General features: G+C 37.6%; 27 protein-coding genes. 12 read left to right on the top strand and 15 right to left on the bottom strand.

Features of this window, described 5'->3' with window-relative positions; translation table 11 throughout:
- The first annotated feature begins 134 nt into the window (after nucleotides 1–134).
- Nucleotides 135–1379 carry a D-amino acid dehydrogenase gene (locus tag AC1M87_RS01045; RefSeq protein WP_180027790.1) on the top strand — a complete coding sequence of 415 codons (1245 nt, stop codon included), beginning with the start codon at nucleotides 135–137 and terminating at the stop codon, nucleotides 1377–1379.
- A gap of 42 nt (nucleotides 1380–1421) precedes the next feature.
- Here AC1M87_RS01045 and nfsB read toward each other — a convergent pair whose 3' ends face one another.
- The 4 genes from nfsB to AC1M87_RS01025 all read right to left on the bottom strand — a co-directional run bounded on the left by nfsB (nucleotide 1422) and on the right by AC1M87_RS01025 (nucleotide 4102).
- Nucleotides 1422–2075, bottom strand: a complete 654-nt coding sequence (nfsB, locus tag AC1M87_RS01040; protein ID WP_035263717.1) for an oxygen-insensitive NAD(P)H nitroreductase — start codon at nucleotides 2073–2075, stop codon at nucleotides 1422–1424.
- Between the two features lie 113 nt (nucleotides 2076–2188).
- On the bottom strand, nucleotides 2189–2608 hold the full coding sequence (locus tag AC1M87_RS01035; protein ID WP_481592693.1) for a hypothetical protein: 420 nt from the start codon (nucleotides 2606–2608) through the stop codon (nucleotides 2189–2191).
- Nucleotides 2609–2743: 135 nt separating this feature from the next.
- Nucleotides 2744–3475: a UDP-2,3-diacylglucosamine diphosphatase gene (locus AC1M87_RS01030; RefSeq protein WP_481592692.1), complete on the bottom strand. Its 732-nt coding sequence runs from the start codon at nucleotides 3473–3475 to the stop codon at nucleotides 2744–2746.
- Nucleotides 3476–3592: 117 nt separating this feature from the next.
- Nucleotides 3593–4102 carry a peptidylprolyl isomerase gene (locus tag AC1M87_RS01025; RefSeq protein ID WP_481591059.1) on the bottom strand — a complete coding sequence of 170 codons (510 nt, stop codon included), beginning with the start codon at nucleotides 4100–4102 and terminating at the stop codon, nucleotides 3593–3595.
- A gap of 165 nt (nucleotides 4103–4267) precedes the next feature.
- Here AC1M87_RS01025 and AC1M87_RS01020 point away from each other — a divergent pair, with 165 nt between their 5' ends.
- Nucleotides 4268–5989: a glutamine--tRNA ligase/YqeY domain fusion protein gene (locus AC1M87_RS01020; RefSeq protein WP_481592691.1), complete on the top strand. Its 1722-nt coding sequence runs from the start codon at nucleotides 4268–4270 to the stop codon at nucleotides 5987–5989.
- A gap of 218 nt (nucleotides 5990–6207) precedes the next feature.
- On the opposite strand, the gene AC1M87_RS01015 is transcribed toward AC1M87_RS01020, so the two are convergent.
- The 5 genes from AC1M87_RS01015 to AC1M87_RS00995 form a co-directional block, all read right to left on the bottom strand.
- Nucleotides 6208–6795, bottom strand: coding sequence for a lecithin retinol acyltransferase family protein (locus tag AC1M87_RS01015; RefSeq protein ID WP_051586486.1), 588 nt, complete (start codon nucleotides 6793–6795; stop codon nucleotides 6208–6210).
- 147 nt (nucleotides 6796–6942) lie between these two features.
- Complete coding sequence (locus tag AC1M87_RS01010) at nucleotides 6943–7179, bottom strand: hypothetical protein (protein WP_481592690.1); 237 nt, start codon at nucleotides 7177–7179, stop codon at nucleotides 6943–6945.
- A 114-nt stretch (nucleotides 7180–7293) separates the two neighbouring features.
- Nucleotides 7294–7527: a hypothetical protein gene (locus AC1M87_RS01005; protein ID WP_035263705.1), complete on the bottom strand. Its 234-nt coding sequence runs from the start codon at nucleotides 7525–7527 to the stop codon at nucleotides 7294–7296.
- A 242-nt stretch (nucleotides 7528–7769) separates the two neighbouring features.
- Complete coding sequence (gene trmA / locus AC1M87_RS01000; RefSeq protein ID WP_481592689.1) at nucleotides 7770–8855, bottom strand: tRNA (uridine(54)-C5)-methyltransferase TrmA; 1086 nt, start codon at nucleotides 8853–8855, stop codon at nucleotides 7770–7772.
- A gap of 85 nt (nucleotides 8856–8940) precedes the next feature.
- The gene (locus AC1M87_RS00995) at nucleotides 8941–9840 is read right to left on the bottom strand and encodes a LysR substrate-binding domain-containing protein (protein ID WP_481592688.1); all 900 of its coding nucleotides are present in this window, start codon (nucleotides 9838–9840) and stop codon (nucleotides 8941–8943) included.
- A 186-nt stretch (nucleotides 9841–10026) separates the two neighbouring features.
- On the opposite strand from AC1M87_RS00995, the gene AC1M87_RS00990 reads away from it, so the two are divergent.
- Nucleotides 10027–10350 (top strand): hypothetical protein, encoded by a 324-nt coding sequence (locus AC1M87_RS00990; protein WP_481592687.1) that lies wholly within the window; start codon nucleotides 10027–10029, stop codon nucleotides 10348–10350.
- 240 nt (nucleotides 10351–10590) lie between these two features.
- Here AC1M87_RS00990 and AC1M87_RS00985 read toward each other — a convergent pair whose 3' ends face one another.
- The 4 genes from AC1M87_RS00985 to ilvA form a co-directional block, all read right to left on the bottom strand.
- A complete protein-coding gene (locus tag AC1M87_RS00985) occupies nucleotides 10591–11940 on the bottom strand; it encodes a TrkH family potassium uptake protein (protein WP_481592756.1) in 1350 nt (449 codons plus the stop codon).
- Nucleotides 11940–12596: a potassium channel family protein gene (locus tag AC1M87_RS00980; protein WP_035263698.1), complete on the bottom strand. Its 657-nt coding sequence runs from the start codon at nucleotides 12594–12596 to the stop codon at nucleotides 11940–11942. Before AC1M87_RS00980 ends, AC1M87_RS00985 begins: the two co-directional genes overlap by 1 nt.
- 107 nt (nucleotides 12597–12703) lie before the next feature.
- Entirely contained in the window at nucleotides 12704–13051 is a 348-nt protein-coding gene (locus tag AC1M87_RS00975) for a hypothetical protein (RefSeq protein ID WP_481592686.1), read from the bottom strand.
- Between the two features lie 114 nt (nucleotides 13052–13165).
- Nucleotides 13166–14704, bottom strand: coding sequence for a threonine ammonia-lyase, biosynthetic (gene ilvA / locus AC1M87_RS00970; protein WP_481592685.1), 1539 nt, complete (start codon nucleotides 14702–14704; stop codon nucleotides 13166–13168).
- Between the two features lie 104 nt (nucleotides 14705–14808).
- Between ilvA and rpiA the strand changes: the two genes are divergently transcribed.
- From rpiA to AC1M87_RS00930, 8 genes are all read left to right on the top strand, one after another.
- Nucleotides 14809–15480: a ribose-5-phosphate isomerase RpiA gene (rpiA, locus tag AC1M87_RS00965; RefSeq protein WP_481591051.1), complete on the top strand. Its 672-nt coding sequence runs from the start codon at nucleotides 14809–14811 to the stop codon at nucleotides 15478–15480.
- Between the two features lie 113 nt (nucleotides 15481–15593).
- Nucleotides 15594–16277, top strand: a complete 684-nt coding sequence (locus tag AC1M87_RS00960) for a M48 family metallopeptidase (RefSeq protein ID WP_481592684.1) — start codon at nucleotides 15594–15596, stop codon at nucleotides 16275–16277.
- Nucleotides 16278–16923: 646 nt separating this feature from the next.
- Nucleotides 16924–17973, top strand: a complete 1050-nt coding sequence (argC, locus tag AC1M87_RS00955; RefSeq protein WP_481589944.1) for an N-acetyl-gamma-glutamyl-phosphate reductase — start codon at nucleotides 16924–16926, stop codon at nucleotides 17971–17973.
- Between the two features lie 76 nt (nucleotides 17974–18049).
- Complete coding sequence (locus AC1M87_RS00950; protein ID WP_481592683.1) at nucleotides 18050–18799, top strand: DUF6776 family protein; 750 nt, start codon at nucleotides 18050–18052, stop codon at nucleotides 18797–18799.
- Between the two features lie 16 nt (nucleotides 18800–18815).
- On the top strand, nucleotides 18816–19229 hold the full coding sequence (gene clpS, locus AC1M87_RS00945; RefSeq protein WP_035263688.1) for an ATP-dependent Clp protease adapter ClpS: 414 nt from the start codon (nucleotides 18816–18818) through the stop codon (nucleotides 19227–19229).
- Nucleotides 19230–19238: 9 nt separating this feature from the next.
- Nucleotides 19239–21515 carry an ATP-dependent Clp protease ATP-binding subunit ClpA gene (gene clpA / locus AC1M87_RS00940; RefSeq protein WP_481592682.1) on the top strand — a complete coding sequence of 759 codons (2277 nt, stop codon included), beginning with the start codon at nucleotides 19239–19241 and terminating at the stop codon, nucleotides 21513–21515.
- Between the two features lie 61 nt (nucleotides 21516–21576).
- Nucleotides 21577–21930, top strand: a complete 354-nt coding sequence (locus AC1M87_RS00935; protein ID WP_092766358.1) for a YnfA family protein — start codon at nucleotides 21577–21579, stop codon at nucleotides 21928–21930.
- A 215-nt stretch (nucleotides 21931–22145) separates the two neighbouring features.
- Complete coding sequence (locus AC1M87_RS00930) at nucleotides 22146–23438, top strand: MFS transporter (RefSeq protein ID WP_481592681.1); 1293 nt, start codon at nucleotides 22146–22148, stop codon at nucleotides 23436–23438.
- A gap of 49 nt (nucleotides 23439–23487) precedes the next feature.
- Here AC1M87_RS00930 and argF read toward each other — a convergent pair whose 3' ends face one another.
- Nucleotides 23488–24408: an ornithine carbamoyltransferase gene (argF, locus tag AC1M87_RS00925; RefSeq protein ID WP_481592680.1), complete on the bottom strand. Its 921-nt coding sequence runs from the start codon at nucleotides 24406–24408 to the stop codon at nucleotides 23488–23490.
- Nucleotides 24409–24526: 118 nt separating this feature from the next.
- Nucleotides 24527–25180, bottom strand: coding sequence for a TetR/AcrR family transcriptional regulator (locus tag AC1M87_RS00920; RefSeq protein WP_092766355.1), 654 nt, complete (start codon nucleotides 25178–25180; stop codon nucleotides 24527–24529).
- 219 nt (nucleotides 25181–25399) lie between these two features.
- Between AC1M87_RS00920 and prpB the strand changes: the two genes are divergently transcribed.
- Nucleotides 25400–26284 carry a methylisocitrate lyase gene (gene prpB / locus AC1M87_RS00915; RefSeq protein ID WP_035263679.1) on the top strand — a complete coding sequence of 295 codons (885 nt, stop codon included), beginning with the start codon at nucleotides 25400–25402 and terminating at the stop codon, nucleotides 26282–26284.
- Nucleotides 26285–26286: the final 2 nt, after the last annotated feature.

The raw sequence follows: 26286 nt of genomic DNA, 5'->3' as shown, positions 1-26286 counted from the left end.
ATCTGGAGAGAAGTCTAATGATGTTTAGACTCACCGAAGGGGATGGAAATAATCATATGTTATGAAGATTTCCGAAGCTCTCAGGTACCGTGACAGATGGGGCATTGAAAATATAAAATTTTCAAGGAGCTTTTATGTCACATATTATGGTGATTGGTGCTGGCATTACAGGAATAACCACTGCCTACGAATTGTTAGAACTTGGTTATCAAGTCACGATTCTTGATAAAAACTTATACCCAGCAATGGAGACTTCATTTGCGAATGGAGGTCAACTCTCTGCATGTAATGCAGAGGTGTGGAATCAGAAAGCAACGGTACTGAAGGGTATCAAGTGGATGACCCAAAAAGATGCACCATTATTACTCAACCCATCTTTTGATTTGCATAAATACGCTTGGCTGATTGAATTTATGGGTAATATCAAGCATTACGAAGCCAACACACAAGAAACGGTAAGGCTGGCATTATTGGCAAGAAAACGGCTATTCGAAATTGCACAGAAAGAAAATATTCAATTCGATTTGGAAAAGCGTGGAATTTTGCACTTTTATCATAATCAGCAGGATTATGATGTAGCAATAAGAGTGAATGATTTGTTATGCAAAGGTGGATTAGAGCGTCACGCTGTTACAAATGGAGAAATTCACAGTATTGAACCAAGTTTGAAGGGAGAATATTACGGTGGTTTTTATTGTCCTGACGATGCCACAGGAGATATACACAAATACACCACGCATTTAGCCCAAGTGGTGGCGAATAAAGGTGGGAAATTTTTATACGGTGTAGAAGTTGAAGATTTAAATCTGGATCATTCAACAGAACAAGTTTCAGCTAAATATCGCGCTTGTGATCCTAAAAGTAGAGATATACCCGATGGATTTATTCAAGCTGATGCAATGGTCATTTGTGGTGGAGTTGGAAGCTATCATTTAGCACAACAGGCTGGAGATCGTGTCAATGTTTATCCAGTAAAAGGGTACTCGATTACAGTTCAGTTGAATGATGAACATAGCCAACAACATGCACCATGGGTAAGTTTATTGGATGAAAGTGCAAAAATTGTGACGTCGAGATTAGGTCGAGATCGTTTAAGAATTGCTGGTACTGCAGAATTTAATGGCTATAACCGAGACATCCGTATGGATCGCATACAACCTTTGGTTCATTGGGTGAATCGTAATTTTGATATTTCAACTGAGCATTGTGTCCCTTGGGCTGGATTAAGACCGATGATGCCGAATATGATGCCAGTGGTAAGACAAGGGAAGCATCCGAGAGTCTTTTATAATACCGGTCATGGGCATCTGGGTTGGACGCTGTCAGCTGCAACTGCTGCAATGATCTGTTTAGAAATTTCACAGAAAATAGCGGCTTAATGAAAAGCCACAATAGCGTGAAAACTATTGTGGCAAATACATTTATAGTCGAGTGAAAACTTGATCTGCATTCAAACGAGATTTAGGTAATTTGGCATTAAAATCTTTTTCACTTCGATAACCAAGTGCCAATAGCACTGATGGAATCAGGCCTTTTGCGTCAAGATTTAACTCTTCAGCGATAATTTTTTCATCGAATCCTCCAATTGGAGTGGCATCGATACCTTCTAAACCTGCAGCAAATAAGGTTTGCCCAAGTGCAATAAAAGTTTGATTTTCAGACCAGCGCTGGATATCGCCTTTTTCGTTGCGATAATAATCAACATAGCCTAAGCGCGTATCTTTTTGAGCTTGTTTTGCTTGGTCATCTTTAAAACGACCACTGATTTCATCTTGATTTAATAATCGATCTAGATGAGAGTCTGTAATGTCTTTATGCGTACAAAACAGAATGGTGTGTGAAGATTCAAGGACTTTGGGTGCATTATAAACATACTTACCAACCAGTGCTTTAGCAATGCGCTGTTTGGCTTCATCAGTTTCGATGACAAAGAAATGCCACGGTTGAATATTGATAGACGAAGGTGCGAGCCTTAAAGATTCCAATAATTTTTCAAACTTTTCTTGAGGGATCTTTTTTGAAGAATCGTATGCTTTGGTGGTGTAGCGAGATTGGGAGATGTTTAACAAATCCATATTATCCTCCGATTATTCACAATATATTCATCTAAAAATTTTAAATGACTCTGAACTTAAATATTTTCTATAGTTGATGCTAAATGATATGAAAAATCTGACTTGTCTTTAAATCAATAGGCATATTTTAAATCAGTATATTTTTCTAATGACATTGCAATTTGTTGGTTGATAAATGCGTGCACATCTTCTTCAGTCATAGGTTGACCATTCTTGCTGATATTATGTTCGATCGGTGCTTGGTCTGCGGCCTTAATTTTGTAGACAAGGTGGGTGATCAATTCGTAATCGTTATTATGGTTTACGATGTTAGTCACATATTGATATGAATGCTCAAAGTTGAGATCTTGATGGGAAAATATAAATTGTTCAAAGATTGTCAATGCGGCGCCATCAGCAAGATTTTTGAGTTCATCAATAATTGTGGCATCTAGGCGTACATCATAACGTTCAGAGATTGCTTTACCATCGATTAATAATGACACTTTATCATCTTCATGGTGTTGAACAGTAATATTGCTGAAATTAGACATGACAAACTCACGAATTGAATTGAGTCGTTATTATCATATGCAGAAAAACTTAAAGCAAAACATACTGATTAATATTCAAACATTGAGTGAAATTTCAATTTAAAGGTTGATGAGATCATTATAAAAATAGAGGAACTAATAAGACCATGTTTTCAGTGTCAGATCATTGATTGACTGCTTAGAGAATTTCGATTGATTAATTTCCAAAATTTGAGCTTGATCCAAACGCCAGTCGCCTAAGACAATTCTTCTTTTATCTTGAGAGATATGGATTTGAGGGCGATGCGTATGACCATGAATTAGTAAATCAACTTCTTTCAATGCATCGTGGACAGCATCTTGATTTACATCCATGACATCATAAGATTTAAATTCTTTTGATTCGTGGCTTTTTTTTCTAAATCCATTTGCAAGTTGAGTACGAAAAGAAAGTGGGGTTTTCCGCAGTATCCAAATGAGGAGTGGATTTCTGATTATTTTTTTAAAACGTTGATAGGCGACATCGTCTGTACATAGCGAATCACCATGTTCTATACGAATTTGGACGTCATTTATTTTTAAGTTAGAGACTTCGGACAATAAGATGCCATCAAATTTATTTAAAAAAAATTGATTCAGCGCAAAATCACGATTGCCGACAGAAAATAGAACTTGATTTCCCTGTGCAGTAAATCTTTTTAAGCGTTCAACGATTTCATCGAGCCAAGGAGCTGTATAGTCATCACCAATCCATGCATTAAACCAATCACCTAAAATATAGAGTTGGGTTTGCTGGTCTTGATAATGATCTAATAAATCTAAAAACCCTCGAACGAGTCGAGGGTGTTCAGGTGACAGGTGTAAATCTGAAATAAACAGATAGGTCACTTAATATTCCTTATTTGCCTACATCCCCATCAACTTTAGATGGGGAAACGATCCCTTGAACATGATATTCGTTTTAAAGCAGTGCTTGAAAACTTAATAAGTTAGGGAGTAGGTTTCTTATTCAGAGAGAATTTTAGCAGATTCGATCACAACGTTTTCTAGTGGAACGTCAGCGTGGTAGCCACGGTTGCCAGTGCGAACACTTTTGATTTCATTAACAACGTCCATACCTTCTACAACTTTACCAAATACTGCATAACCCCAACCTTGAGCTGTTTTACCCGTATGGTTAAGGAAAGCATTGTTTTTCACGTTAATGAAGAATTGTGCAGATGCTGAGTGAGGAGCTTGAGTACGTGCCATAGCAATCGTACCTTCGTCATTGCTTAAACCGTTGTCAGCTTCATTTTCAATAGAATCGCGAGTTGCTTTTTCTTTGAAGTTTTCATCCATGCCACCGCCTTGGATCATGAAACCGTCAATTACACGGTGGAAAATTACGCCATCATAAAAACCATCACGAACGTACTCTAAAAAGTTAGCAACAGTTTTAGGTGCTTTTTCAGAGTTAAGCTCTAGAACAATACGTCCTTTATTGGTGTTTAATTCGACTTGAGGAAAACTCATTCTATAATCTCCTGATCATGGACAAAAAGCCATGGGTTTGTGGTTGAGAGAAGCATAAGCAAACTGTAAACTACAAGGCAAGCAAAAACGTTATTTTCTTTGTTAATAATATGAAGATAGCGTTTTAATTATCCTATTTTATCTTATAGAAGTGATTTATCAACTATGAAGCCGAATGATGTTGTTTCATCCCTGCCAAATACCCCGACGACTAACAATCCATCAGTCGATGCTGCGCAGCAAGAACAACAACCGGGCTTAGACTTTGTACGTCAAGTAATTACAGAAGATCTTGCAGCAGGGCGTACAGATAAAGTCGTGACGCGCTTTCCACCAGAGCCTAATGGTTATTTACACATTGGACATGTTAAAGCGATTTGCCTGAATTTTGGTATTGCAGAAGAATTTTCTGGTTTATGTAATCTTCGTTTTGACGATACAAATCCAGATGCAGAAGAACAAGAATATGTAGATGGTATTGCGAACGATGTTAAATGGCTCGGTTTCGACTGGAATGGTGAACCACGCTACGCATCAAGTTACTTTGATCAATTGTATCAATGGGCGATTCAATTAATTAAACAAGGTGATGCATATGTCGATTTGCAATCTCCTGAAGAAATTAAGCTGAATCGTGGAAATTTTGTAGAACCAGGTAAAAATTCTCCGCAACGTGATGCAACGGTTGAAGAAAACTTAGCACGTTTTGAACAAATGCGTAATGGTGAGCTTGGAGAAGGCCAAGCAGTACTTCGTGCCAAGATTGATATGGCATCACCGAATGTACATATGCGTGATCCAATTCTTTACCGTGTTTTACATTCTGAGCATCATCAAACAGGCGATACGTGGAAAATCTATCCAATGTATGACTATGCTCATCCTTTGTCTGATGCGATTGAAGGCATTACGCACTCGTTATGTACGCTTGAATTCCAAGACCATCGACCGTTCTATGATTGGGTTGTCGCTAAGGTAAATTCTCCAGCAGTTCCACGCCAGTACGAATCAAGCCGTTTGAATGTTGATTACACCATCACCTCAAAACGTAAATTACGTAAGCTGGTCGAAGGTGGTTACGTCAATGGTTGGAATGATCCTCGTATGCCTACAGTCGTGGGAATGCGTCGTCGTGGCTTTACTCCAGAAGGCTTACGTGATTTCTGTAAGCGTGTGGGCGTATCTAAAACTGATGGTATTGTCGATGTTGCAATGCTTGAATTCTGCATTCGACAATCATTAGAAAATACTGCTGCACGTGGTATGGCGGTACTGAATCCTCTTAAAGTGACATTGACCAACCTTCCAGAGGATATGGATTTAACACACGCACGCCATCCAAATGTTGATATGGGTGATCGTGTAATTCCACTGACTTCTGAATTGTATATTGATCGTAAAGATTTTGAGGAAGAGCCGCCTAAAGGGTTTAAACGCTTAATTCCTGGTGGTGAAGTCCGTTTACGTCATGCTTATGTGATTAAATGTGATGAAGTGATTAAGGATGAAAATGGCGAAGTTGTTGAACTTAAATGCTCTATCGATCCGCATACTTTAGGTAAGAATCCAGAAGGTCGTAAAGTCAAAGGTGTTATTCATTGGGTATCTGCAAATAAAGGGATTCCTGCTGAAATTCGTATTTATGATCGTCTATTTACTGAAGCCGCACCTGATGCGGACGATGATTTCTTAGCGAATTTAAATCCAGATTCTCTAAAAATTGTTCAAGCGGTAATTGAGCCTGCTTTAGCTCAAGCGAAACCTGAAGATCGATTCCAATTCGAACGTGAAGGTTATTTTGTCGCTGATCAATTTGATCATACTGTTGAAAAACCTGTCTTTAACCGTATTTTGGATTTAAAAGATAGTTTTAAGCCTGCAAAATAAAGTTTGGTAATATCAAAAAAAGCCTGATTGATTCAGGCTTTTTTTTATTCAAATTTAGGTTAATAAATAATTTTTGTGATTAAATTCACATGATTAGATAAAGGTGAGTATTTAAGAATAATTTAATAAGTTATAAATAAAAACTAAAATAACATTATATTTCAAATATATATTTGACTATTTGGATTTTCAAGCGCATATTTAATTCAACCGAAAGGTTAATTTGAAACTTTGTTTTCCTCGAAACCCTGCTTAAGCGGGGCTTTTTTTTGCTTTAGTTTCTGATGTTGCTGTAAAGCGATATACACAGGGCCTTTCAGTTTGCGCTGATCATTTAACTTTTTCTTAATATAAAATACCAAAGCAAAACAGGTGGTTGCTAAAGTTAAAAGAAGACTATTTAAGTAGCTCATGAGTGAGCTGATATAACCAATAGTGGTGAGTCTATTCATCATTTTGATGACTTGTGGACTACTTTCGATGCCCGTGATCGCCCAAGAACATAAGTGTTCACAATTATTAATAATGAGATGATAGTTATTTTCATGCATTCGAGAGCGCATTCGTCTTACGACAGCACGACCTGAATATTTGGGGGTGCTATAATGCCGAATCGTAATTTTTTTGCCATGTGCAAATTTTTGCAGAGATGTAATTTCGATCGGATGTTTTTTAAAGAGATGAGCAAAACCTGAATAATGAATAACACGACCCTTACCCACATAAATACCATGATGTGAATAACCAAAATGCTTAACAATTAAGTGAGCACCAAGAGGGAATGTTTTGACGTGTTTATGCCGCATTTATAAAATATTCCAATAACTTTACAGATGTACATTTATTGAAAGAGAGTCCACAGTATAACCGAATTGGAAATAAATAATGAGGTATAAATACAATATAAGCACCCTAAAAAAGGTGCCTAAATTTTTTATTCAAGTCAAATGAAGTTATGAGAAGAAAGCATTTTGTGCTTCACAATTTTTAATTGCATCTTCTTTAGGAAGCTGTTGAATTTGCTCTTCAAACTCGATTTTTTGACGATCTATGGCAGTTTGAGGAATACCGCTCTCTTTCGCTAATTTTTCAATGTTGCCCCAAACTTCCTCACATGCTGAAGGTAGCTTAGTACAACCACTAAGCGATATGAAAGTCGCCCCTAAAATAATGAATAGAATATTTTTCATTGAATCCCCAAATGTATTTTTAATTATCCTATGAGCTTATCTTAATTGAACATTTTTAAATTGAACAGAAAATTTATCATAAAAAAAGCACTGTCTATGCAGTGCTTTTTTTCTTTACTGAAGGGTGATTTTGTTACTCAATAAATCAGTAAGATCTTTTTTTGAATAGCCACGCGAAATAAGAACTTTTTTGATTCCGCGGATTACATCTTCATCTGATGCCTTTTGTAAAGCCTCGATCAACTGATCGTTAGTCTTACATGAACAATCATTTTCAACACAAGCAATTTGATTTTTATGCTCGTTCTGCTGCGAATCTGATGAAAACAGCTTTTGCCAAAAACTCATAGAGCCTTCATTTGCAACCAAAGATAGGTCGAAATATAGTCGATTTAAAATTTAATGCAAGTTTGTAACCGTGATTTAAGGCTCATTTTAAAATAAATATTTCGATGATAAACCTAAAGTTTAACGAAATTATGACATTGAAAAATTAAATATTTCTTTATTTATATGATTTCTAAGTGAAATTCAAAAAGAATAAAAAATGGACAGTGTAAGAACTGTCCATTTAGTAAGAAATAAATTGTTTAAATTTTCTCTAAAAGAACGCCTGACTCGACATGGTGGGTATAAGGAAATTGATCGAACAGCGCAAATTTAGTGATTTTATGAGTTCCCGATAACATCTTTAAATTGTCGTGCAAAGTATCTGGATTGCATGAAATATAAATAATACGGTTAAAGTGTTGAAGTAGCTTCAAGGTATCATCATCAATGCCTGCACGAGGTGGATCTACAAATACAGTATCGAAGTCATAACTTTGAATATCAATATTGGCTTCTTGTAAACGTCTAAACTCACGTTCTGCATTGAATGCTAAGGTAAAATCTTCAGCTGAAAGGCGAGCAACTTGAATATTATTAATTTGATTTTGCTCAATATTCCATTGCGCTGCATAAACTGATGATTTAGCCAGTTCTGTTGCTAGAACGCGATTAAACTTTAGCGATAATGGAAGGGTAAAATTACCATTACCGCAATAAAGCTCTAAAAGATCTTTATCACTGGTTTGAGCTGCATTACATGCCCACTCCAGCATTTTTTGACAAACTTGCGCATTTGGTTGCGTGAAGCTACTTTCAATTTGCTTATATTTGAATTTACGGTCAAATACTTGTAATTCTTCAACTACATATTCATCCGTCAATACAATTTTTTGACCACGGCTGCGACCAATAATCTTAATATTGAGTTTTGAAGATAAATTTTTTGCTAGTTGTTCCCAGTCTTGATCAAGCGGACAACGATAAATCAATGAAACCAGCATTTCACCGTTCAACGTAGAAAGAAAATGTACTTCAAACAGACGCTTAGAGAGCACTGCATTTGATTTTAGTTCAGACAGGAGAACTGGCATTAAATCATTAATAGATTTATCCGCGATTGGAAACTCATCAACACGTACAACTTTCTTTTGAATACCATCTTCCGCGCGTTCAAACATGGCATAAAACATATCATCTTCTGTATGCCAAATACGGAACTCAGCTCGCATACGGAAATGTTTTTCAGGAGATGAAAAAACTTCTAGTTCAGGTGGTTGATATTCAGCAAATTGATTGCGGATACGTTCAATTTTTGCATCAAGTTGTTGTTGATAAATAGAAGTCATAAAAATCTAAAAAAACTAGCACAAAGCAGAGTGAATGGTAGCAAATAATAAGCCAACATTCTTCTAAATCTTTGTGCTGTTGTGACTATCTTTTGGTGAGGTGCTCAACTAAGTAGTCGATGAACACACGTACAGCTGGTAATAAACCACGGCGAGAAGGGTAAACCACATGAAAAATACCGTGTGGTGCATTCCAGTTAGGCAGAACCTTAACAAGACGCCCATCTTTAATATAATCTTCAACAATACTGTCTGGGAGTAATGCTACCCCACAATTGTCACTTGCAAGTTGTGCAAGCATAAGTAAGTCAGAGCCCATCACGACTGAACTCACTTTGACTTTAATCGATTTGTTGTTTGAATCATGTAGTACGAGTTGTTGATCAGTATGTTCATCAACCATACTTAATATTCGATGATTTGAGAGTTCTTCAGGTTTTTTGATAGATCCAAATTCATTGAGATAAGCCTGGCTGGCGAAAAGATGTTGTTCAATATTTTCAAATTTTCGAATGACCAAACTTGGGTCATCATCCAAACTTGAGCGAACACGAAGCGCTAAATCAATTCCTTCATTGATGATATCGACACGTCGATTAGTAACCATCAATTGAACTTTGATTTCAGGATACTGCTTAAGGAAATTTGGCAGTATTTTGGTCATTTCATGCTGGGCAATTGATACGGGTAAACTGACACGAATTAAGCCTCTTGGTTGTTCACTTAAATGATCTACCAAATCATGAGCAGATTGGGCAGCATTCATCATTACTTGCGCATGGCGATAAATGTTCATCCCAATATCAGTGACAGCAAAATGACGTGAACTACGTTGAATAAGCCTTACACCGAGATTTTCTTCTAAATTATAAACACGTCGACTCAATTTTGATTTGGGAATGTCAGTTGCTCGCTCGGCAGCGCTAAAACCACCATGTTCGACAACAAGGGCAAAGCAATAAAAATCATCTAAATCTGAAAGCATGGATTCATTCCATATATGCGACGTTTTGTTAAAAAATACATTATTGTTCTGAATAGTCAATTGAGTTGCTGTGTTTTCTCTAAAATCTAAGGTTGTTATATGTAGTAATGAATAAAGAGGGCTATTTAAAAATCTAAAAGCAATGGTTAAACTTATGTTTTATAGCACGTAATACTTAAGGTTGACATGGCTTATACAACAATTGAACTTCAAGATCCTCAAGAAAATGTACAGTGCCCGCATTGTCAACACGCTGTTATCGACTGGAATGAAGAGCAATATATTCAACCTTGTGATCATACATTGTTTATTGCTATGGACTTGGGATTTGAATTTATTTCAGATGAATTTGAAGCAACTATGCCTCGCACAGTAGATGAAATTCATGCAGATGATGAAAACTCGGATGTGTTTACTGAGATTACACGTTCTGATTTAGCTCAGTTTAAAATTTATAAAGTTGCATTGGGTGTCGAAAACCTCAATCGTTATATTGGTTTCCAATCATAATTTTTTTAATCACACGCATATGGTGAAAAGACTTGGAGTTACCTTGAGTCTTTTAATTTCTTTGTATTGGGTTATTGATTGCAAAGTTCTAAGTTTGTGTTAATTCATGATAAGTTCAATGCTTTGCATAAAGAAATCATGGCTATCATAAAACGCACTTATGGCTATAAACATCCGATCTATTTTGGATTGGTTCGTGTTTTATCGATCAACTTCACCTTAGATCCAAGTGAATTCTATCTAACCCACTTGGATTTCAGCATTAGGATGACTCAACCTGCTTTTTTTAGGGGTTGCAATTAAATAAGCCAATGTCAAAGGACCGAGACGACCCGCAAACATCAGTATCATGAGCATATATAAACTTGCAGGTTGTAATTCTGAAGTAATACCTCTAGATAATCCGACTGTACAAGCCGCGGAAACAGCTTCAAATAGTAAATCTAGAAAACGTTTATTAGGCTCTAAAATTAACAGCGTAAAGAAACCAATGAAAATGAGCATAGCAGTTATGCTAATGACCGCAAGAGCTTTATAGGTGACCGTTGCGGGAATCGAGTGTTTAAAAACAGTGACTTCGTCAGCTCGTCTCAAAAACGTGATCACACTCAATACAACAATAATAAATGTACCTACTTTAATACCACCAGCAGTACTTAAAGATCCGCCTCCAATAAACATTAATAGCATAGTCACCAAGGTTGCTGGATCGCTCATACTGGCCATATCAATACTATTAAATCCAGAGGATCGCGGTACTGTGGCATGAAACCAAGCATTTAATGCTTGGTCTCCAATTGACATTGGGGCGAGGGTCAATGGATTATTTGCTTCTAAACACCAAATCATAATAAAGGCAAATAGATTGAGTCCTGCGATGGTAGAAAGAATGAGTTTGCTGTTGGTTGAGAGTTTTTTCCACTTATGAGCGCGTTTGATATCCATAAGTACCACAAAACCTATTCCACCAATGATATACAACATACTGATGGTCAGAGTTACAGCATATTGACCTGAAAAGCTCATTAAACTGTCTGGAAAAAGAGAGAAACCACCATTATTAAATGCTGAGATACTGTAAAAGGCTGCATAAAACAGAGCATCACTAAAATCGTAGTATTGAAGCCACGTAAATGTCAGGATGAATGTTCCAATCCCTTCGAAAAATAGAGAATACAATAAGACGGCTTTAATAGTGAAAGAGGCCCTTGCTAAACTGGTTTGACCAATTGTTTCTTGAGCCATCACTTGTTGCTTTAAACCGAGTTTAGTGGAAAGGCTTAAAGCAGCCAAAATTGCGAAGGTCATGAACCCTAAGCCACCACATTGGATGAGTAGCATAATGATGAACTGACCAAAAGTCGTATATGCTTCGCCAATATTGACCACAGAAAGTCCCGTAATTGTCACTGCGGATGTGGCAGTAAATAAGGCTTCTAGCCAAGAGACATTTCCTTCGTGAGCAAAGGGAAGTTTTAGCAGTAATGTTCCAATGATAATAAAACTGAGAAAGCCCAAAGCAAGCAAACTTGGTGGACTCAAATTAATACTTTGCATTTTTTTATTGATCAATTGATCATAAAATTTCATCATTTCGAAATAAATCTCGATGAGAGTTTACGTAAAAGATTGACAGGACCTTCAACAATTAAAATGTCATTTTTTTGCAGTAATGTACCAGGTGCGATGTCATAAATTACATGTGTGCCACGTTGTAATAATAATGTTTGTACGCCGTCGCTATGTTCCATGATGTCTTTAAATTCTACACCTTGTAGTTTTTCACCCACTTCCACTTTGACAATATAACGGTCATCATTCAACGCCATATAGCGTCTAACCATTGGATAGCTTAATGATTGTGCAACGCGAATACCCATGTCTTCTTCTGGATGAATAATTTGACCAATACCGAGATGCGTCAAAATCATATGATGGGCTTTCGATTTTGCTTTTACTAGGATTTTTTCTACGCCTAAATTTTTAAGGTTGAGGACACATAGAATACTGGCCTCAATATCTTCTCCAATTGCGACAACGACGGCATCGCAATTCTGTACATTCAGTTCTCGAAGTACATGTTCATCTGTGGCATCGGCGATGACAGCATGACTGATGTTATCAGAGATATTTTCAACGTATTTTTTTTCAGTATCGATTCCAATCACATCATGTTTTAATTGAGTGAGTTCTAATGCAACTGTACCGCCAAAGCTGCCTAAGCCAATTACTGCAAATAGCGCCATTGAATATCCTAAAATTTAAAAGATCAGAAAGTAATGATTTGATTTTAATTTCGCTTTGAGTGAGTTTATCTTGTTGATCTGAGTTGATTCAATTCATTTGTTGAGGATTATTTGTGATCGCTATAAAAATAGTAAATCGTAATTGAAATCAATGTCCATGAAAGTGCTAAGTAAATATAAGTTAAATGAATATGATCGATCATAAAGTTAGCATGAGCGAAACTTGTCATGAGCACAATTGCCATCATATATATCAACGTCATACGATAACGATAAATAGGAGCTAATCCCAACATGATATAGGGTAGTGCTGCATAACCTAAAAAAATAAAAACTTCGAGGAATTTGCTTAAGGTGGTAACTTCAGGATATAGATATTTCGAAATAAACAGAAGTGCGGAAAAGATGATCCACATGAGAAAAGGAATTACTACAAAACTGAACCATATTTGCATGATTTATCTTAATATCTAAAATTTTAAAGTGATCGTTTTTTCTATCTTTCGATTTTAATTGTATATCAATTATTGAATTAAAAAAGCCTGTCAAAATGACAGGCTGTATTGATTTTATTTGAGGAAACGTTGATAACCAAGATTATTGGTAATTTCTTCGTATGGATAATTGATACTTTCTAACGTTTCAACTAAACCATCAGGGTTTTGTTGTGCATCTTCAGCTTCGAGTCCAACCAATACACGACCTTCAGCCGCACCATGATTACGATAATGGAACAGGGTAATGTTATGCGTTGGACCAAGACGTTCCAAGAATGTTAATAATGCACCTGGACGTTCAGGAAATTCAACGCGGAATAAACGTTCATTTTCAATATCAGCATGACCACCGATCAGGTAGCGAATATGTAATTTGGCAACTTCATCGTCAGATAAGTCATCCACATCATACTGAAACTTTAATGTCTCGAATATTTCTTGACGTTCTTTTTCGCCGCTTTTTAAACTAATTCCAACAAATACTTGCGCTGCAGTCGCACTACTTGCACGGTAGTTGAATTCAGTAATATTTCGACCTTGAAGGGCACGACAGAAATTGAGGAATGCACCTTTTTGTTCAGGAATCGTGACAGCAAAAATAGCTTCTTTACGTTCACCTAATTCAGTTCGTTCTGCAATATAACGTAAACGGTCAAAGTTCATATTTGCACCGCATACAATTGAAACGATGTTTTTACCTTCTAAGCCGTGCTCAGCCACATATTTTTTAATCCCTGCAAGTGCCATCGCACCTGACGGCTCAACAATACTACGGCATTCATCATAGGTGTCTTTAATTGCTGCGCATATTTCATCAGTATTCACAAGAACAACTTCTGGTTCTACGATTGGACCTGAATTGTCAGATTTTTGCAGACGAATCACTTCAAAAGGTTTTTCACCGATTTGCGCCACAGCTGTACCATCGGCGAATAAACCAACTGAAGGAAGAATCACACGTTGATTTGCTTCTAAAGCGGCTTTTAAACAAGCTGACTCGTCATATTCCACAGGAATAACTTTTACATGCGGTGCAACATCACCAAGGTAAGCAGCAACACCTGCAATCAAACCGCCACCCCCAACGGCAACGAATACATAATCCACATCTCGCCATTGACGTAAAATTTCATTGGCAATTGTACCTTGACCAGCCATAACGAGTTCATCGTCATAAGGCGGAATAAAAGTCATTCCTTCTTCTTGTGCACGTTGAATTGCGTATTTATTTGCGATGTCAAAAGAATCACCATGAAGTACGACCTCACCACCTAAGCGCTTTACTGCTTGGACTTTAATGTCTGGTGTTGTCTTAGGCATCACAATAATCGCGCGAATTCCTAATTTTTTTCCTGAGAGAGCTACACCTTGAGCATGGTTACCAGCAGAAGCGGTAATGACACCTCGTTCTAGTTGAGCTTTAGGAAGTTGGCTGATTCTGTTGTAGGCACCGCGGAGTTTGAAAGAGAATACGGGTTGTAGGTCTTCACGTTTAAAACGAATATTATTATTAAGACGTTCACTAATTCGTGGTGCCGCTTCGAGTGGGGTTTCGATAGCAACGTCGTATACCGTTGCTTGTAAAATTTGTCGAACCAAACGAGACAGCATGTTAATTTTCCATCTAACAGTTTAAAATAGGCGCTTATTGTAACAAACCATAAGGCTTAGCGGTTTAAAATAACTGCAAAAGTCCAAATTAGTTGAGTGAAGTCATGAGTCTATATGCAACCCAAGATGAGAAAAAACAAGCAGCAGCACAAGCAGCTTTAAAACACTTACCGAAAGGGGGCATTTTAGGCGTAGGCACAGGCAGTACTGTTAACTTTTTGATTGATTTACTTCCTGAACTTCAATTAGAAGCCGCAGTTGCAAGTTCGGAAGCGACTGCGCAGCGTTTGAAGAAGCTGGGTATTGAAGTGGTAGATATGAACTCAGTGGGTGGTCTTGATGCATATGTAGATGGTGCAGATGAGATTGATCGTCATATGCACATGATCAAAGGTGGTGGTGCGGCATTGACACGTGAAAAAATCGTGGCATCGATTGCAAAAAAATTCGTCTGTATCGTAGATGATTCTAAATGGGTAGATCAGTTGGGGCGTGATTTTCCACTTCCTGTTGAAGTGATTCCAATGGCACGTTCTGCTGTGGCTCGTAAAATTGTCTCTTTAGGTGGCGACCCAGCGTACCGTGAAGGTGTAGTGACCGACAATGGTAACGTGATTTTAGACGTGCATAACTTAAATATCTTAAATGCACTTGAGCTTGAAAAAACATTGAATGATATCCCTGGTGTGGTATGCAACGGTATCTTTGCTTTGAATAAAGCAGACATTGCGATTGTTGCGACCAACAACGGTATTGAAGAGCGTACAGCGATTTAATTTTAACTCCTTGACGAGCTAGTCTCCCTAAACTCCCTCTTTTTAAATAGAGGGGCTTTTCTTCCCCCTTTCTTAAAGGGGGGAGATGGGGATTTAATAATTAAAGAATAACAATGACTTTATCCGACCTTCCTGATATTGAAATCACCAAAAGTATTCGATCGAAAAGACTACGTCTACGTATAGATGGAACGTCAATTCGTGTGACTGCGCCATGGTTTTGTACCCATAAACAAATACAACAGTTTGTTCAAGATTCAGAAGCTTGGATCGTTCAAACTTGGCAGGCACAACAAAGTAAAATTCAACAGATTGATCGCGTTTTACCTTTATCTTTACAGTTATTTAATTTAGAAAATCCTATTCAAATTCAATATATTCAGCAGAAATTCAACTATAAGTTTGATTCAGTGATGAATGAGCTGTGTGTGAGTGATCGTCAGCCTGAACAATATTTAAAAGCCTTTGTTATTGATTATGCTAAACAGCATCTGCCTGTATATCTGGCTCAAGTATCTGATCAGTGTGGTTTAGCTTATCATGGCTGTAAGATTCGTCAGCCAAAAACGCGGTGGGGAAGTTGTACAGCACGTCATGATATTATGTTGAATAGTGCTTTGGTGCTTTTTCCTCAGGAAATAACACGCTATGTTTGTGTGCATGAATTAGCACATACAAAGCATTTTGATCATAGTGCTCAGTTTTGGGCGGAAGTGGCGAAGTATGATCCAGATTTTAAACTTAACCGAAAAAAATTAAAAATAACGCCGTTGCCATATTGGTGGATGCATAATTAATTATTATGCTGGGATTGCTTTGTCGATATTAAAAAATCAATTGTTTAGCGCTAGTCAATTAGTCTGATTTGGCGACTGGTATTCTAAATTTTGGCTATCATGATTGCTCTGTTTGGTTAGTTTGTCTCTAATATGCTCATAAGACGAACTGGTGTGTGTTTTTTGATTCTAATTTTGTCTGTACCTGCTTTAATGCTTTATAGCATCCTCATGTATATTCTACTGAACCCGATTAATCCTATTCACTATCATTGGACGAACTATTTATCGCTTTTTGGCGGGGCTATAGCGTGGTTGATATTATCGATTATGGCAACTTTATGGATAAATCAAAAAAGAATTTCTAAATTGCTTTCCGTGAGTGGAGGGTTATGTTCGGTATGGGGGGTAACTCCTTTTGTTGTGAAACAGGATCCGATCGTATTTTTTGCTCTCCCAGAGTTTATATTTGCACTGTATTTATGCTATTTGAGTTGGCAAGAAAATCAATGAAGTCACATGATAGACTTTATTAGATGCTTAACAGAGCCATCTAAATTATTAAACTTATAAAATAACAGCATTCCCATATGAAAGGGTTCAGAAAGTCACAAGTTCCTGTCATACTACTGCCTGTAACGAATACAGTCATTTAGAGGTAGATATCGTGATTTCAGTTGGTATTGTTGGTGGTACAGGATATACAGGCGTTGAACTTTTGCGTCTTTTGCTGCGACACCCAAATGTTCAAGTGAAAGCACTGACTTCTCGTACTGAGGCTGGTCGTCGTGTCGATGATATGTTTCCAAGTTTACGTGGTCATACCGATCTAGAGTTTTCAGATTTAAGCTTAGATTTATTAAAGTCTTGCGATGTTGTGTTTTTTGCGACACCACATGGTGTAGCGATGAAACACGCTGAAGAATTAGTAGCAGCGAATACAAAAGTAATCGATTTAGCCGCTGACTTTCGTTTGCAGGATTTAGCGCAATTTGAAAAATGGTACGGTATGGAGCATGCTTGTCCAGATCTACTTAAAAATTCAGTGTATGGGCTTTCTGAGCTCAATCGTGAAAAAATTAAACAAGCTCAAGTGATTGGTAATCCTGGTTGTTATCCAACGACAGTTCAAATTGGTTTGGCGCCTGTACTGAGATCTTCAGAAGTATTGGTAAAACCTGAAAGTATTATTATTGATGCAAAATCTGGTGTATCTGGAGCTGGACGCAAAGCAAGTTTAGGCATGATCTATACTGAAAATGCTGATAACTTCAAAGCCTACGGTGTTGCAGGGCATCGCCATCATCCTGAAATTGTTGAAGCGCTTGAAAATATATCGGGACAGAAAGGTGTATTTGACAATATCCTTTTTGTTCCGCATTTGGTGCCGATGATTCGTGGCATGTTATCTACAATATATATCGACTTAACAGAAGCAGGTCAGCAAGCCGATTTGCAAGTAATTTACGAACAGTTCTACCAAAACGAGCAGTTTGTTGATGTTATGCCGGCAGGAAGTTCACCAGAAACTCGTTCTGTTCGTGGATCAAATGATTTACGTATTGCGTTGTATAAACCACAACCAACAAAGTTAGTCATTTTAGTTGCCCAAGATAACTTGGTGAAAGGTGCAGCAGGACAAGCTGTTCAAAACATGAATTTAATGTTTGGATTTGCGGAAAATGCAGGCCTTAACGTGATTGGTTTATTACCATAAAAAACCTTTTTTGACTTCACACACATTTAACTTTGCAGTTAAATGTGTGTTTTGATTTTATAAATTAGAGATGACGATGCAAAACTCAGAATCAAATAATACGTCACAGCATAAAGATGAAAAAAATATCGGTTTTTTTCAATCGAATAAACCCCTTATGGCGGGTGGAATCATCTTATGTGCAGGCAGTTTACTTCTGGGCTATACGGTTGGTCATCGTCAAGGTCTAACTGTAGTTGGTTATGATGCTGACGCGGAACAATTGGTTGAAGTTGTCGAAAAACAAAAAAAAGAATTATCTGAGCTGAATAAGAAATTAAATACCTCAGTTCAAGAACGTGATGTTGCTGTAACTAACTCAAACGATATGTATGCTGCATTAAATCAAGCCAACGCTGAAAAACTTCAAATTGAAAGTCAGAGTGCGATTTTCCGAGAAGTACTGAGACAACGTGGTGGATTGAGTTTAACAGTGCAAAATTTAGCTGTTAAGTCGCTTCCAGAAAATGTATATGAATATCAGGTTGATTTAGTTCAAGTCAGTCCGAATAAACGTAAAGCATCTGGTGAAATTGAAATCAGATTAATTCAAGGTACGGAAGTCTTGGTTGTTCCAATTTCAGAAAAATCATTCAATTTCGACCATTATCAGCGATTAACTGGTCGTTGGACGATGCCAAAAGGCTTTACGCCCCAATTTATTGAAATCCGTGTAAAAGGCTCAAGTGCTCAAACCAAGCGCTTTAGTTGGCAACGTGGTGAAGCAATCGAATCAACCGCTGCATTTGCAGCCGAAGTACCGCAAGCTGCGGCAAATTCTCAATAATAGATTATAGAGTGCTATGCGAAGTAATAAACGTCATAAATGTCTCAATGACATTAAATTATCATTTCAACAATCTGGATTGGTGGATTGGCACTTCAATCCAAGATTGAGTGATGCACAAAATGATGAAGCCGATGGCGATTTAGCTGTAGCAACAGCACCACCGCAATTTAAGCGACCTCCCTTATACAATGTGGTATTGTTGAATGATGATTACACGCCAATGGATTTTGTAATTGAAATTTTACAACAATACTTTGCATTGAATCTTGACCAAGCTACCGAAGTAATGCTAACAGTACATTATCAAGGGAAAGGTATCGCAGGTGTCTATCCTAGAGACATTGCTGAAACCAAGGCGAATCAAGTCAACAATTATGCGCGCTCTCAAAGTCATCCATTGCTTTGCCAGATCGAGCCACAAGAATAAGGGGATCACATGCTCAGTCGTCAATTAGAAGTATCACTGCGTTTGGCTGTTAGCATGGCTCGTCAAAAGAGACATGAGTTTCTTACAGTTGAACATTTGTTACTCGCACTTTTAGATAATGATTCTGCCGTGAATGCACTAAAAGCCTGCGGTGCAGAAATTGTCAGTTTGCGTAAAGAACTTGAAGAGTATGTAGAGCAACATACGCCTAAATTAGGCGATAATGCTGAGCAAGCGCCTCATCCTACAGAAAGCTTTGATCGTATATTGCAACGTGCAATTTTCCATGTTCAGTCTAGTGGTGGAGATCGGACAGTTGAAGGTGCAGATGTACTGGTTGCAATGTACTCAGAACGAGATTCATTTGCGGTTTATTTGCTAAAACGCCACCAAATCAATCGTCTTACTTTAACTCAATATCTTTCACACGGTGCGCGTAAGGAAGATGTTCCAGCTGAAGAAGAAACGGATGACTTAGATGGTGAAAACTCAGCCTCAGCAAATGCAGGTCCATTAGAACTTTATACCCTAAATCTCAATGCAGAAGCTTTAAAGGGTAAAACCGATCCTTTGATTGGTCGTGAAAAAGAAATTGAGCGTGCAGCTCAAATTCTATGTCGACGTCGTAAAAACAATCCGCTTTTGGTGGGTGATCCAGGTGTGGGTAAAACATCCATAGCAGAAGGTTTGGCTTGGCTGATTGTTAACAATAAAGCACCAAAGCCACTGCTGAATGCGGAAGTCTATAGTTTGGATATCGGTGCACTTGTTGCAGGTACAAAATACCGTGGTGACTTTGAGAAACGATTAAAGCAATTGTTAAATGCCCTAAAGAAGAAGCCCGAAGCAATTTTGTTTATAGATGAAATTCATATGATCATTGGTGCAGGCTCAAGTATGGGTAGCACTATGGATGCATCGAATTTAATCAAACCTGCATTGGCAAATGGTACTTTACGTTGCATTGGCTCAACAACGTTTCAAGAATATCGTCAAGTTTTTGAAAAAGATCATGCATTATCACGCCGTTTCCAAAAAATTGATGTTAATGAGCCATCAATTAATGAAACAATTGATATTCTTCGTGGACTCAAGTCTAAATTTGAAGAATTTCATAAAGTTCAATATGATGATGCAGCTCTTGTTTCTGCAGTTGAGTTATCGGCTAAATTTATCAATGATCGCTTCCTCCCAGATAAAGCGATTGACGTAATAGATGAAGCAGGGGCACAACGACGTTTGAGAGCTGATCAAGATAACACTTTGATTACAGTTGAAAATATTGAAGATATTGTTTCGAAAATTGCACGAATTCCACCTAAAACTGTGTCTAAAGATGATAAATCTGTACTTGAGCACTTAGAGCGTGATCTTAAACGAGTTGTATTTGGTCAAGATGAGGCGATTACCGCATTATCCTCTGCAATTAAATTGTCACGAGCTGGGCTTAAAGCACCAGATAAGCCAGTTGGTAGTTTTGTATTTGCAGGACCTACTGGTGTAGGTAAAACTGAGGTAACAAAACAACTTGCAAAACTACTCGGTGTTGAACTAGTCAGATTTGATATGTCTGAATATATGGAACGCCATGCGGTTTCACGTTTAATTGGTGCACCTCCAGGTTATGTTGGTTTTGATCAAGGTGGCTTAATGACTGACGCAATACATAAAAATCCACATTGTGTATTGTTATTGGATGAGATTGAAAAGGCACATCCTGATGTGTTTAATTTATTGCTGCAAGTCATGGATCATGGTTCATTAACTGATAATAATGGTCGTAAGTCAGACTTCAGAAATGTCATTATAGTGTTAACAACGAATATTGGCGCTGAAAGTATTTCCCGTACAAGTATTGGTTTTACAGAGCAAGATAATAGTCGTGATAATCAGGAAGCAATGAAGAAGGCATTTACACCAGAGTTTAGAAACCGCTTAGATGGGGTTATTCAATTTAAAGCTCTACCTACGACAGTAATCGATTCTGTAGTAGATAAATTCCTTACAGAACTTCAAGCTCAACTTGATGACAAAAAAGTTGTTTTAGAAGTAGATCAGTCTGCACGAGATTGGTTAAGTGAAAATGGTTATGATCGTCTGATGGGTGCTCGTCCAATGCAGCGTTTGATTCAAGAGCATTTGAAAAAGCCGCTTGCTGAAATGATTTTATTTGGTGAGCTGGCTGAAAACGGCGGTAATGTAGCAGTAACAGTTAAAAAAGAAGATGGCAAAGCCGTTGGATTAAAGTTGGAAGTATTTGAAGATTCTGCAGCTGAACCAGCATAGTGTGTTATTAATTGTATTAAAGCCCGTTTATTTAAACGGGCTTTAATTTTTGGGTGAAAGTATGGACATACAAGTTACAAAAGTAATATCTACGACAGCTTTATTTTTTCTGACAGCACTGATGGAAATATTAGGGTGTTACTTTCCATATTTGATCCTAAATCAAGGGCGTTCGCATTGGTTGTGGCTACCCACTTTTGTCGCACTCGCTGCTTTTGTGTGGTTATTGACTTTGCATCCAGCAGCATCAGGTCGAATATATGCTGCATATGGAGGTATTTATATTTGTTCGGCATTGTTGTGGTTAAAGTTTGTGGATCAAATGGATCTTACTAAATGGGATATCATTGGTGGCGGAGTGGTTATTTTCGGGGCGCTGATTATCATTTTACAGCCACAAGGCTTAATTCGGTGAGTTGTTATAGGAGAAAGTCTGTTTAATTAAATTAATAATAAATCGACCTTGAATATTTTTGAGAAAAATTTAGAAGCCTATTTAATAAAATTTACATAAAGGCTTTTTAAATAGGCATGAAATAGGCATATATTTTCCGCCTATAATTTTTAAATACTTCAGAGTTTCATCATTATTCGACAATAAACAATGTAATTAGAATAAGGATTTTTCATTTGTCTACAACATATTCCAAGCAAGAAAAAACCAGCCGTATCAAAGGAATTATTGGTGCAGCTTCAGGTAATTTAGTTGAATGGTTCGATTTTTATATTTATGCAGTATTCGCTGTATATTTTACCCAAGCTTTAACTGCGCCAGATATGGATAGTTCTACCCAAGCCATCTATGTGTGGGGTGTATTTGCAGCAAGCTTTTTTATGCGGCCTATCGGTAGTTGGCTTTTTGGTCGAATTGCAGATAAACACGGTCGAAAAAAATCAATGGTCATCTCGATTATATTGATGGCTATAAGTTCTTTCATGTTCGCAGCATTACCAACGTATGAACAAGTAGGTATGGCTGCACCGTTTTTATTATTAATGGTTCGATTGCTTCAAGGCTTATCCGTTGGTGGTGAATATGGTGCTGTGGCGACTTATATGAGTGAATTGGGTTTAAAAGGGCAACGTGGCTTTTTTTCATCATTTCAATACGTAACGCTCACGGGTGGTCAACTCCTTGCAAGTTTATTGGGTGTAATATTCTTGGCATTTATGTCTGAACAGCAACTCTATGATGGTGGGTGGCGAATTCCATTTATTATTGGTGGTGTTGCAGCAATTTTATCTTTATTAGCGAGAAGTAGATTAGAAGAGACTTTATCTAGTGATGAAAGTGATAAAGAAGATTCTGGTACACTTCGTGAGCTTTTTAAAAATCACTGGAAAACTTTCCTTTTGGTAGTTGGTTATACTTCAGCAGGCTCTCTTAGTTTCTATGTGATTACAGTTTACTCAAAAACTTACCTTACCAATATTGGAATAGATCCTAAAACGGTAGGGTTGATGATGACAGCCTGCATTTTTGTACTCATGGTGGCGCAACCATTCTTTGGTGCATTGTCAGATCGTATTGGTCGCAGAAATTCTATGCTGTTATTTAGTGGTCTGATGGCTATATTTATCTATCCAGTCATGGCAATCGGGATGAGATATTTCAGCGAAACTCCATTTATTGTCGCGATGCTACTGATTTTTCTGATGCTATTGCTTAGTTTGTATACCTCTATTGGCGGTATTGTAAAAGCTGAAATGTTTCCTCCGCATGTACGTGCGTTGGGTGTAGGTTTCTCTTATGCGATAGGTAATGCCGTATTTGGTGGTTCTGCACCTTCTGTTGCCTTGCAGTTTAAGGCCGCAGGAATTGAAAATTCATTTTTTATTTACGCGATCATTATTTTAATCGTATGTTTCTTTTGTAGTTGGCAACTTCCCAAAGAACCTAAATATTTAAAAGATGATCATTAAGATTTAGAAAATAAAAAAGCACCCGAGGGTGCTTTTTTAGTGGATGAAATTAATCTTTTTTTAAGCTTTCATTGATGAGGAACTCAACAAGTGCTTTTTGAGCGTGAAGACGGTTTTCAGCTTCATCCCATACCACAGCATTTTTGTGATCGAGCATATTTTCTGAAATTTCTTCACCGCGATGGGCAGGTAAACAGTGCATAAATAAACAGTCTGGATGAGCAAGATCTATTAGACGTTCATTGACTTGAAAATCAGCAAAAGCTTTTTCACGAATTTTTTGCTCTTCTTCTTGTCCCATGCTGGCCCAAACATCAGTAACGATAAGGTCGGCATTCACTGCAGCATCTTCAGCAGAGTCTACAACTTCGGCGCAGTGCGCGAATTCAGAGAGAAATTCAGGTTTTGGTTCATAACCTTTTGGTGATGCAATCTTAAGTTTAAAGCCCCACATATGTGCAGCTTCGATATATGAGTTACACATATTATTACCATCACCAATCCACGCAACGGTTTTGCCTTGGATAGAGCCACGGTGTTCTACGAATGTTTGAACATCAGCAAGCAATTGGCAAGGGTGGTGATCATCGGTCAGTGCATTAATAACTGGGACTTTAGAATATTCTGCAAAACGTGTGACAATATCGTGGCCAAAAGTACGAATCATCACAATATCAAGCATGCTTGAAATAACGCGAGCTGAATCTTCAATCGGTTCGCCGCGACCTAATTGCGTATCCCGGGACGAGAGGAAAATTGCGCTACCACCAAATTGGGTCATACCAGCTTCAAAAGAAACACGGGTACGTGTGCTCGATTTTTCAAAAATCATTCCCATTACTTTACCAACAAAGGGTTGGTAGACTTCATGATTATGCTGCATGCGTTTTAATTCTATAGCACGATCAATAATGCGATTTAATTCTGCAGTTGAAAGGTCACGTAAAGTAAGAAAATGTCGTAGAGCCATGGTTACTCCACAATCATTGTTTCGTCAAAATAGTGAATGAGACGACCAATAATTGTTGGTTGATGAAAAAAAACGAGAATCGACTAATATACTATATGTAAAGAGAATTGCAAAAAAACTAGACTTTTTGGTGCCCATCTAGGAAGCGATCGACAGAATAGCTGATGTATTCGATGGTTTCTTGATCGGTTTCAAGTACTGGTATCCCCATTAAAATTTTCCATTCTAAATTTCTTAAGATTCCAAAATATAATTGAGCAGAAAATAAAGGATTTTCACATTTTAACACACCAAGTTTATGCGCATTTTCTAATGCATTTGCGATCGCTAACTGGATATGTTTAGGGCCTTTTTCGTGCAAATAAAGAGCAAGTTCTGGATTTTTTTGGGATTGCTCAATCACGAGGCGCATAAAGGCAGTATGATCTTCTTTTTTAATGTGGCGATGAAAGTTAAGTAGTGTATGTATCAGATAAGATCTAAAATCGCCATGATCTGGATCATATGCAACACAGATATCTTTAAAAAAGAGTTCACGTCGATAATCACATATAGCAGTAAAAAGGCCTTCTTTGCCGCCAAAATATTTATAAATAGATGCTTTGGAGCCTCCAGCATGTTGAACAATATCATCCAAAGACACAGCATCGTAGCCACGTTCCAAGAATAGCGTATTGGCGCTTAGCAATAATGCTAAACGTCGTTCTTGACCACGGCGAGTATGGGGCATATCACAACCAGAAGTTTCAATATGCGGAAATGGATGTTGCATGCAGTAACAATAGCGAAAAATGAAATTGAAGATGGAGTATAACAAATTAAAGCACTTAACGCCTGACACTCAAAATAATAACAAAATCAAAAAATGAATGATAATTCATTTTTATATGACTAAAGTTTTAGAGCAAAAATACTAAACGGTCATATATCAAACTAAATTTATAGATATACTAAAAACTCGATAATTATAGTAAACACTGTGGAAAGGAATATGACAGAACAATCGTCTGCAGGCTTAAGATTTAGACAAGCATTAGAAGTGGAAAAACCATTACAAATCATCGGAACTGTAAATGCATATGCAGCAATGATGGCAAAACAAGTTGGCTATAAAGCAATTTATCTATCAGGCGCAGGTGTTGCAAACTATTCCTATGGTCTTCCTGATTTGGGAATGACGAGTTTAGATAATGTGCTTGAAGATGTTCGTCGTATCACTGAACGTGTAGATACGCCTTTGCTTGTGGATATTGATACAGGTTGGGGCGGTGCATTTAATATTGCACGAAGTATCAAGCAAATGATCGCTGCTGGAGCTGCTGCTGTTCATATTGAAGACCAAGTTGCGCAAAAACGCTGCGGACATCGTCCGAATAAAGAAATTGTGTCACAACAAGAAATGGTAGACCGTATTAAGGCTGCTGTTGATGCAAAAACTGATTCTAATTTCGTGGTCATGGCACGTACGGATGCGCTGCAAAAAGAAGGGCTTCAAGCCGTCATTGATCGTGCATGTGCATGTGTTGAAGCTGGAGCTGATGCTATTTTTGCGGAAGCGATGACTGATATAACGATGTATAAAACAGTCTGTGATGCTGTAGGTGTGCCTGTGCTAGCGAATATCACTGAATTTGGTGATACCCCTTATTATACGACCGAAGAGCTAGCAGAACAGGGAATTTCTATGGTGTTATACCCATTGTCTGCGACACGTGCGATGCAGAAAGCAGCATTAGAAGTGATGCATTCTATTCGTAAAGACGGCACGCAAGTGAATGTTATTGATAAAATGCAACAACGAAAAGAATTATACGAGTTCCTTGATTATCATACTTTCGAAAACACACTAGATAAGCTATTCACTCAGGAGAAATAAAA

It is taken from the genome of Acinetobacter sp. 24-47-62, assembly GCF_056779765.1.
This window is presented reverse-complemented; position numbering and strand designations above follow the sequence as displayed.

Bases quoted from the DNA above. Each gene is read 5' to 3' on its own strand.
- AC1M87_RS01045 (WP_180027790.1), top strand. From the start codon at position 135: ATGTCACATATTATGGTGATTGGTGCTGGCATTACAGGAATAACCACT.
- nfsB (WP_035263717.1), bottom strand. From the start codon at position 2,075: ATGGATTTGTTAAACATCTCCCAATCTCGCTACACCACCAAAGCATAC.
- AC1M87_RS01035 (WP_481592693.1), bottom strand. From the start codon at position 2,608: ATGTCTAATTTCAGCAATATTACTGTTCAACACCATGAAGATGATAAA.
- AC1M87_RS01025 (WP_481591059.1), bottom strand. From the start codon at position 4,102: ATGAGTTTTCCTCAAGTCGAATTAAACACCAATAAAGGACGTATTGTT.
- AC1M87_RS01020 (WP_481592691.1), top strand. From the start codon at position 4,268: ATGAAGCCGAATGATGTTGTTTCATCCCTGCCAAATACCCCGACGACT.
- AC1M87_RS01015 (WP_051586486.1), bottom strand. From the start codon at position 6,795: ATGCGGCATAAACACGTCAAAACATTCCCTCTTGGTGCTCACTTAATT.
- AC1M87_RS01010 (WP_481592690.1), bottom strand. From the start codon at position 7,179: ATGAAAAATATTCTATTCATTATTTTAGGGGCGACTTTCATATCGCTT.
- AC1M87_RS01005 (WP_035263705.1), bottom strand. From the start codon at position 7,527: ATGAGTTTTTGGCAAAAGCTGTTTTCATCAGATTCGCAGCAGAACGAG.
- trmA (WP_481592689.1), bottom strand. From the start codon at position 8,855: ATGACTTCTATTTATCAACAACAACTTGATGCAAAAATTGAACGTATC.
- AC1M87_RS00995 (WP_481592688.1), bottom strand. From the start codon at position 9,840: ATGCTTTCAGATTTAGATGATTTTTATTGCTTTGCCCTTGTTGTCGAA.
- AC1M87_RS00990 (WP_481592687.1), top strand. From the start codon at position 10,027: ATGGCTTATACAACAATTGAACTTCAAGATCCTCAAGAAAATGTACAG.
- AC1M87_RS00985 (WP_481592756.1), bottom strand. From the start codon at position 11,940: ATGAAATTTTATGATCAATTGATCAATAAAAAAATGCAAAGTATTAAT.
- AC1M87_RS00980 (WP_035263698.1), bottom strand. From the start codon at position 12,596: ATGGCGCTATTTGCAGTAATTGGCTTAGGCAGCTTTGGCGGTACAGTT.
- AC1M87_RS00975 (WP_481592686.1), bottom strand. From the start codon at position 13,051: ATGCAAATATGGTTCAGTTTTGTAGTAATTCCTTTTCTCATGTGGATC.
- ilvA (WP_481592685.1), bottom strand. From the start codon at position 14,704: ATGCTGTCTCGTTTGGTTCGACAAATTTTACAAGCAACGGTATACGAC.
- rpiA (WP_481591051.1), top strand. From the start codon at position 14,809: ATGAGTCTATATGCAACCCAAGATGAGAAAAAACAAGCAGCAGCACAA.
- AC1M87_RS00960 (WP_481592684.1), top strand. From the start codon at position 15,594: ATGACTTTATCCGACCTTCCTGATATTGAAATCACCAAAAGTATTCGA.
- AC1M87_RS00950 (WP_481592683.1), top strand. From the start codon at position 18,050: ATGCAAAACTCAGAATCAAATAATACGTCACAGCATAAAGATGAAAAA.
- clpS (WP_035263688.1), top strand. From the start codon at position 18,816: ATGCGAAGTAATAAACGTCATAAATGTCTCAATGACATTAAATTATCA.
- clpA (WP_481592682.1), top strand. From the start codon at position 19,239: ATGCTCAGTCGTCAATTAGAAGTATCACTGCGTTTGGCTGTTAGCATG.
- AC1M87_RS00935 (WP_092766358.1), top strand. From the start codon at position 21,577: ATGGACATACAAGTTACAAAAGTAATATCTACGACAGCTTTATTTTTT.
- argF (WP_481592680.1), bottom strand. From the start codon at position 24,408: ATGGCTCTACGACATTTTCTTACTTTACGTGACCTTTCAACTGCAGAA.
- AC1M87_RS00920 (WP_092766355.1), bottom strand. From the start codon at position 25,180: ATGCAACATCCATTTCCGCATATTGAAACTTCTGGTTGTGATATGCCC.
- prpB (WP_035263679.1), top strand. From the start codon at position 25,400: ATGACAGAACAATCGTCTGCAGGCTTAAGATTTAGACAAGCATTAGAA.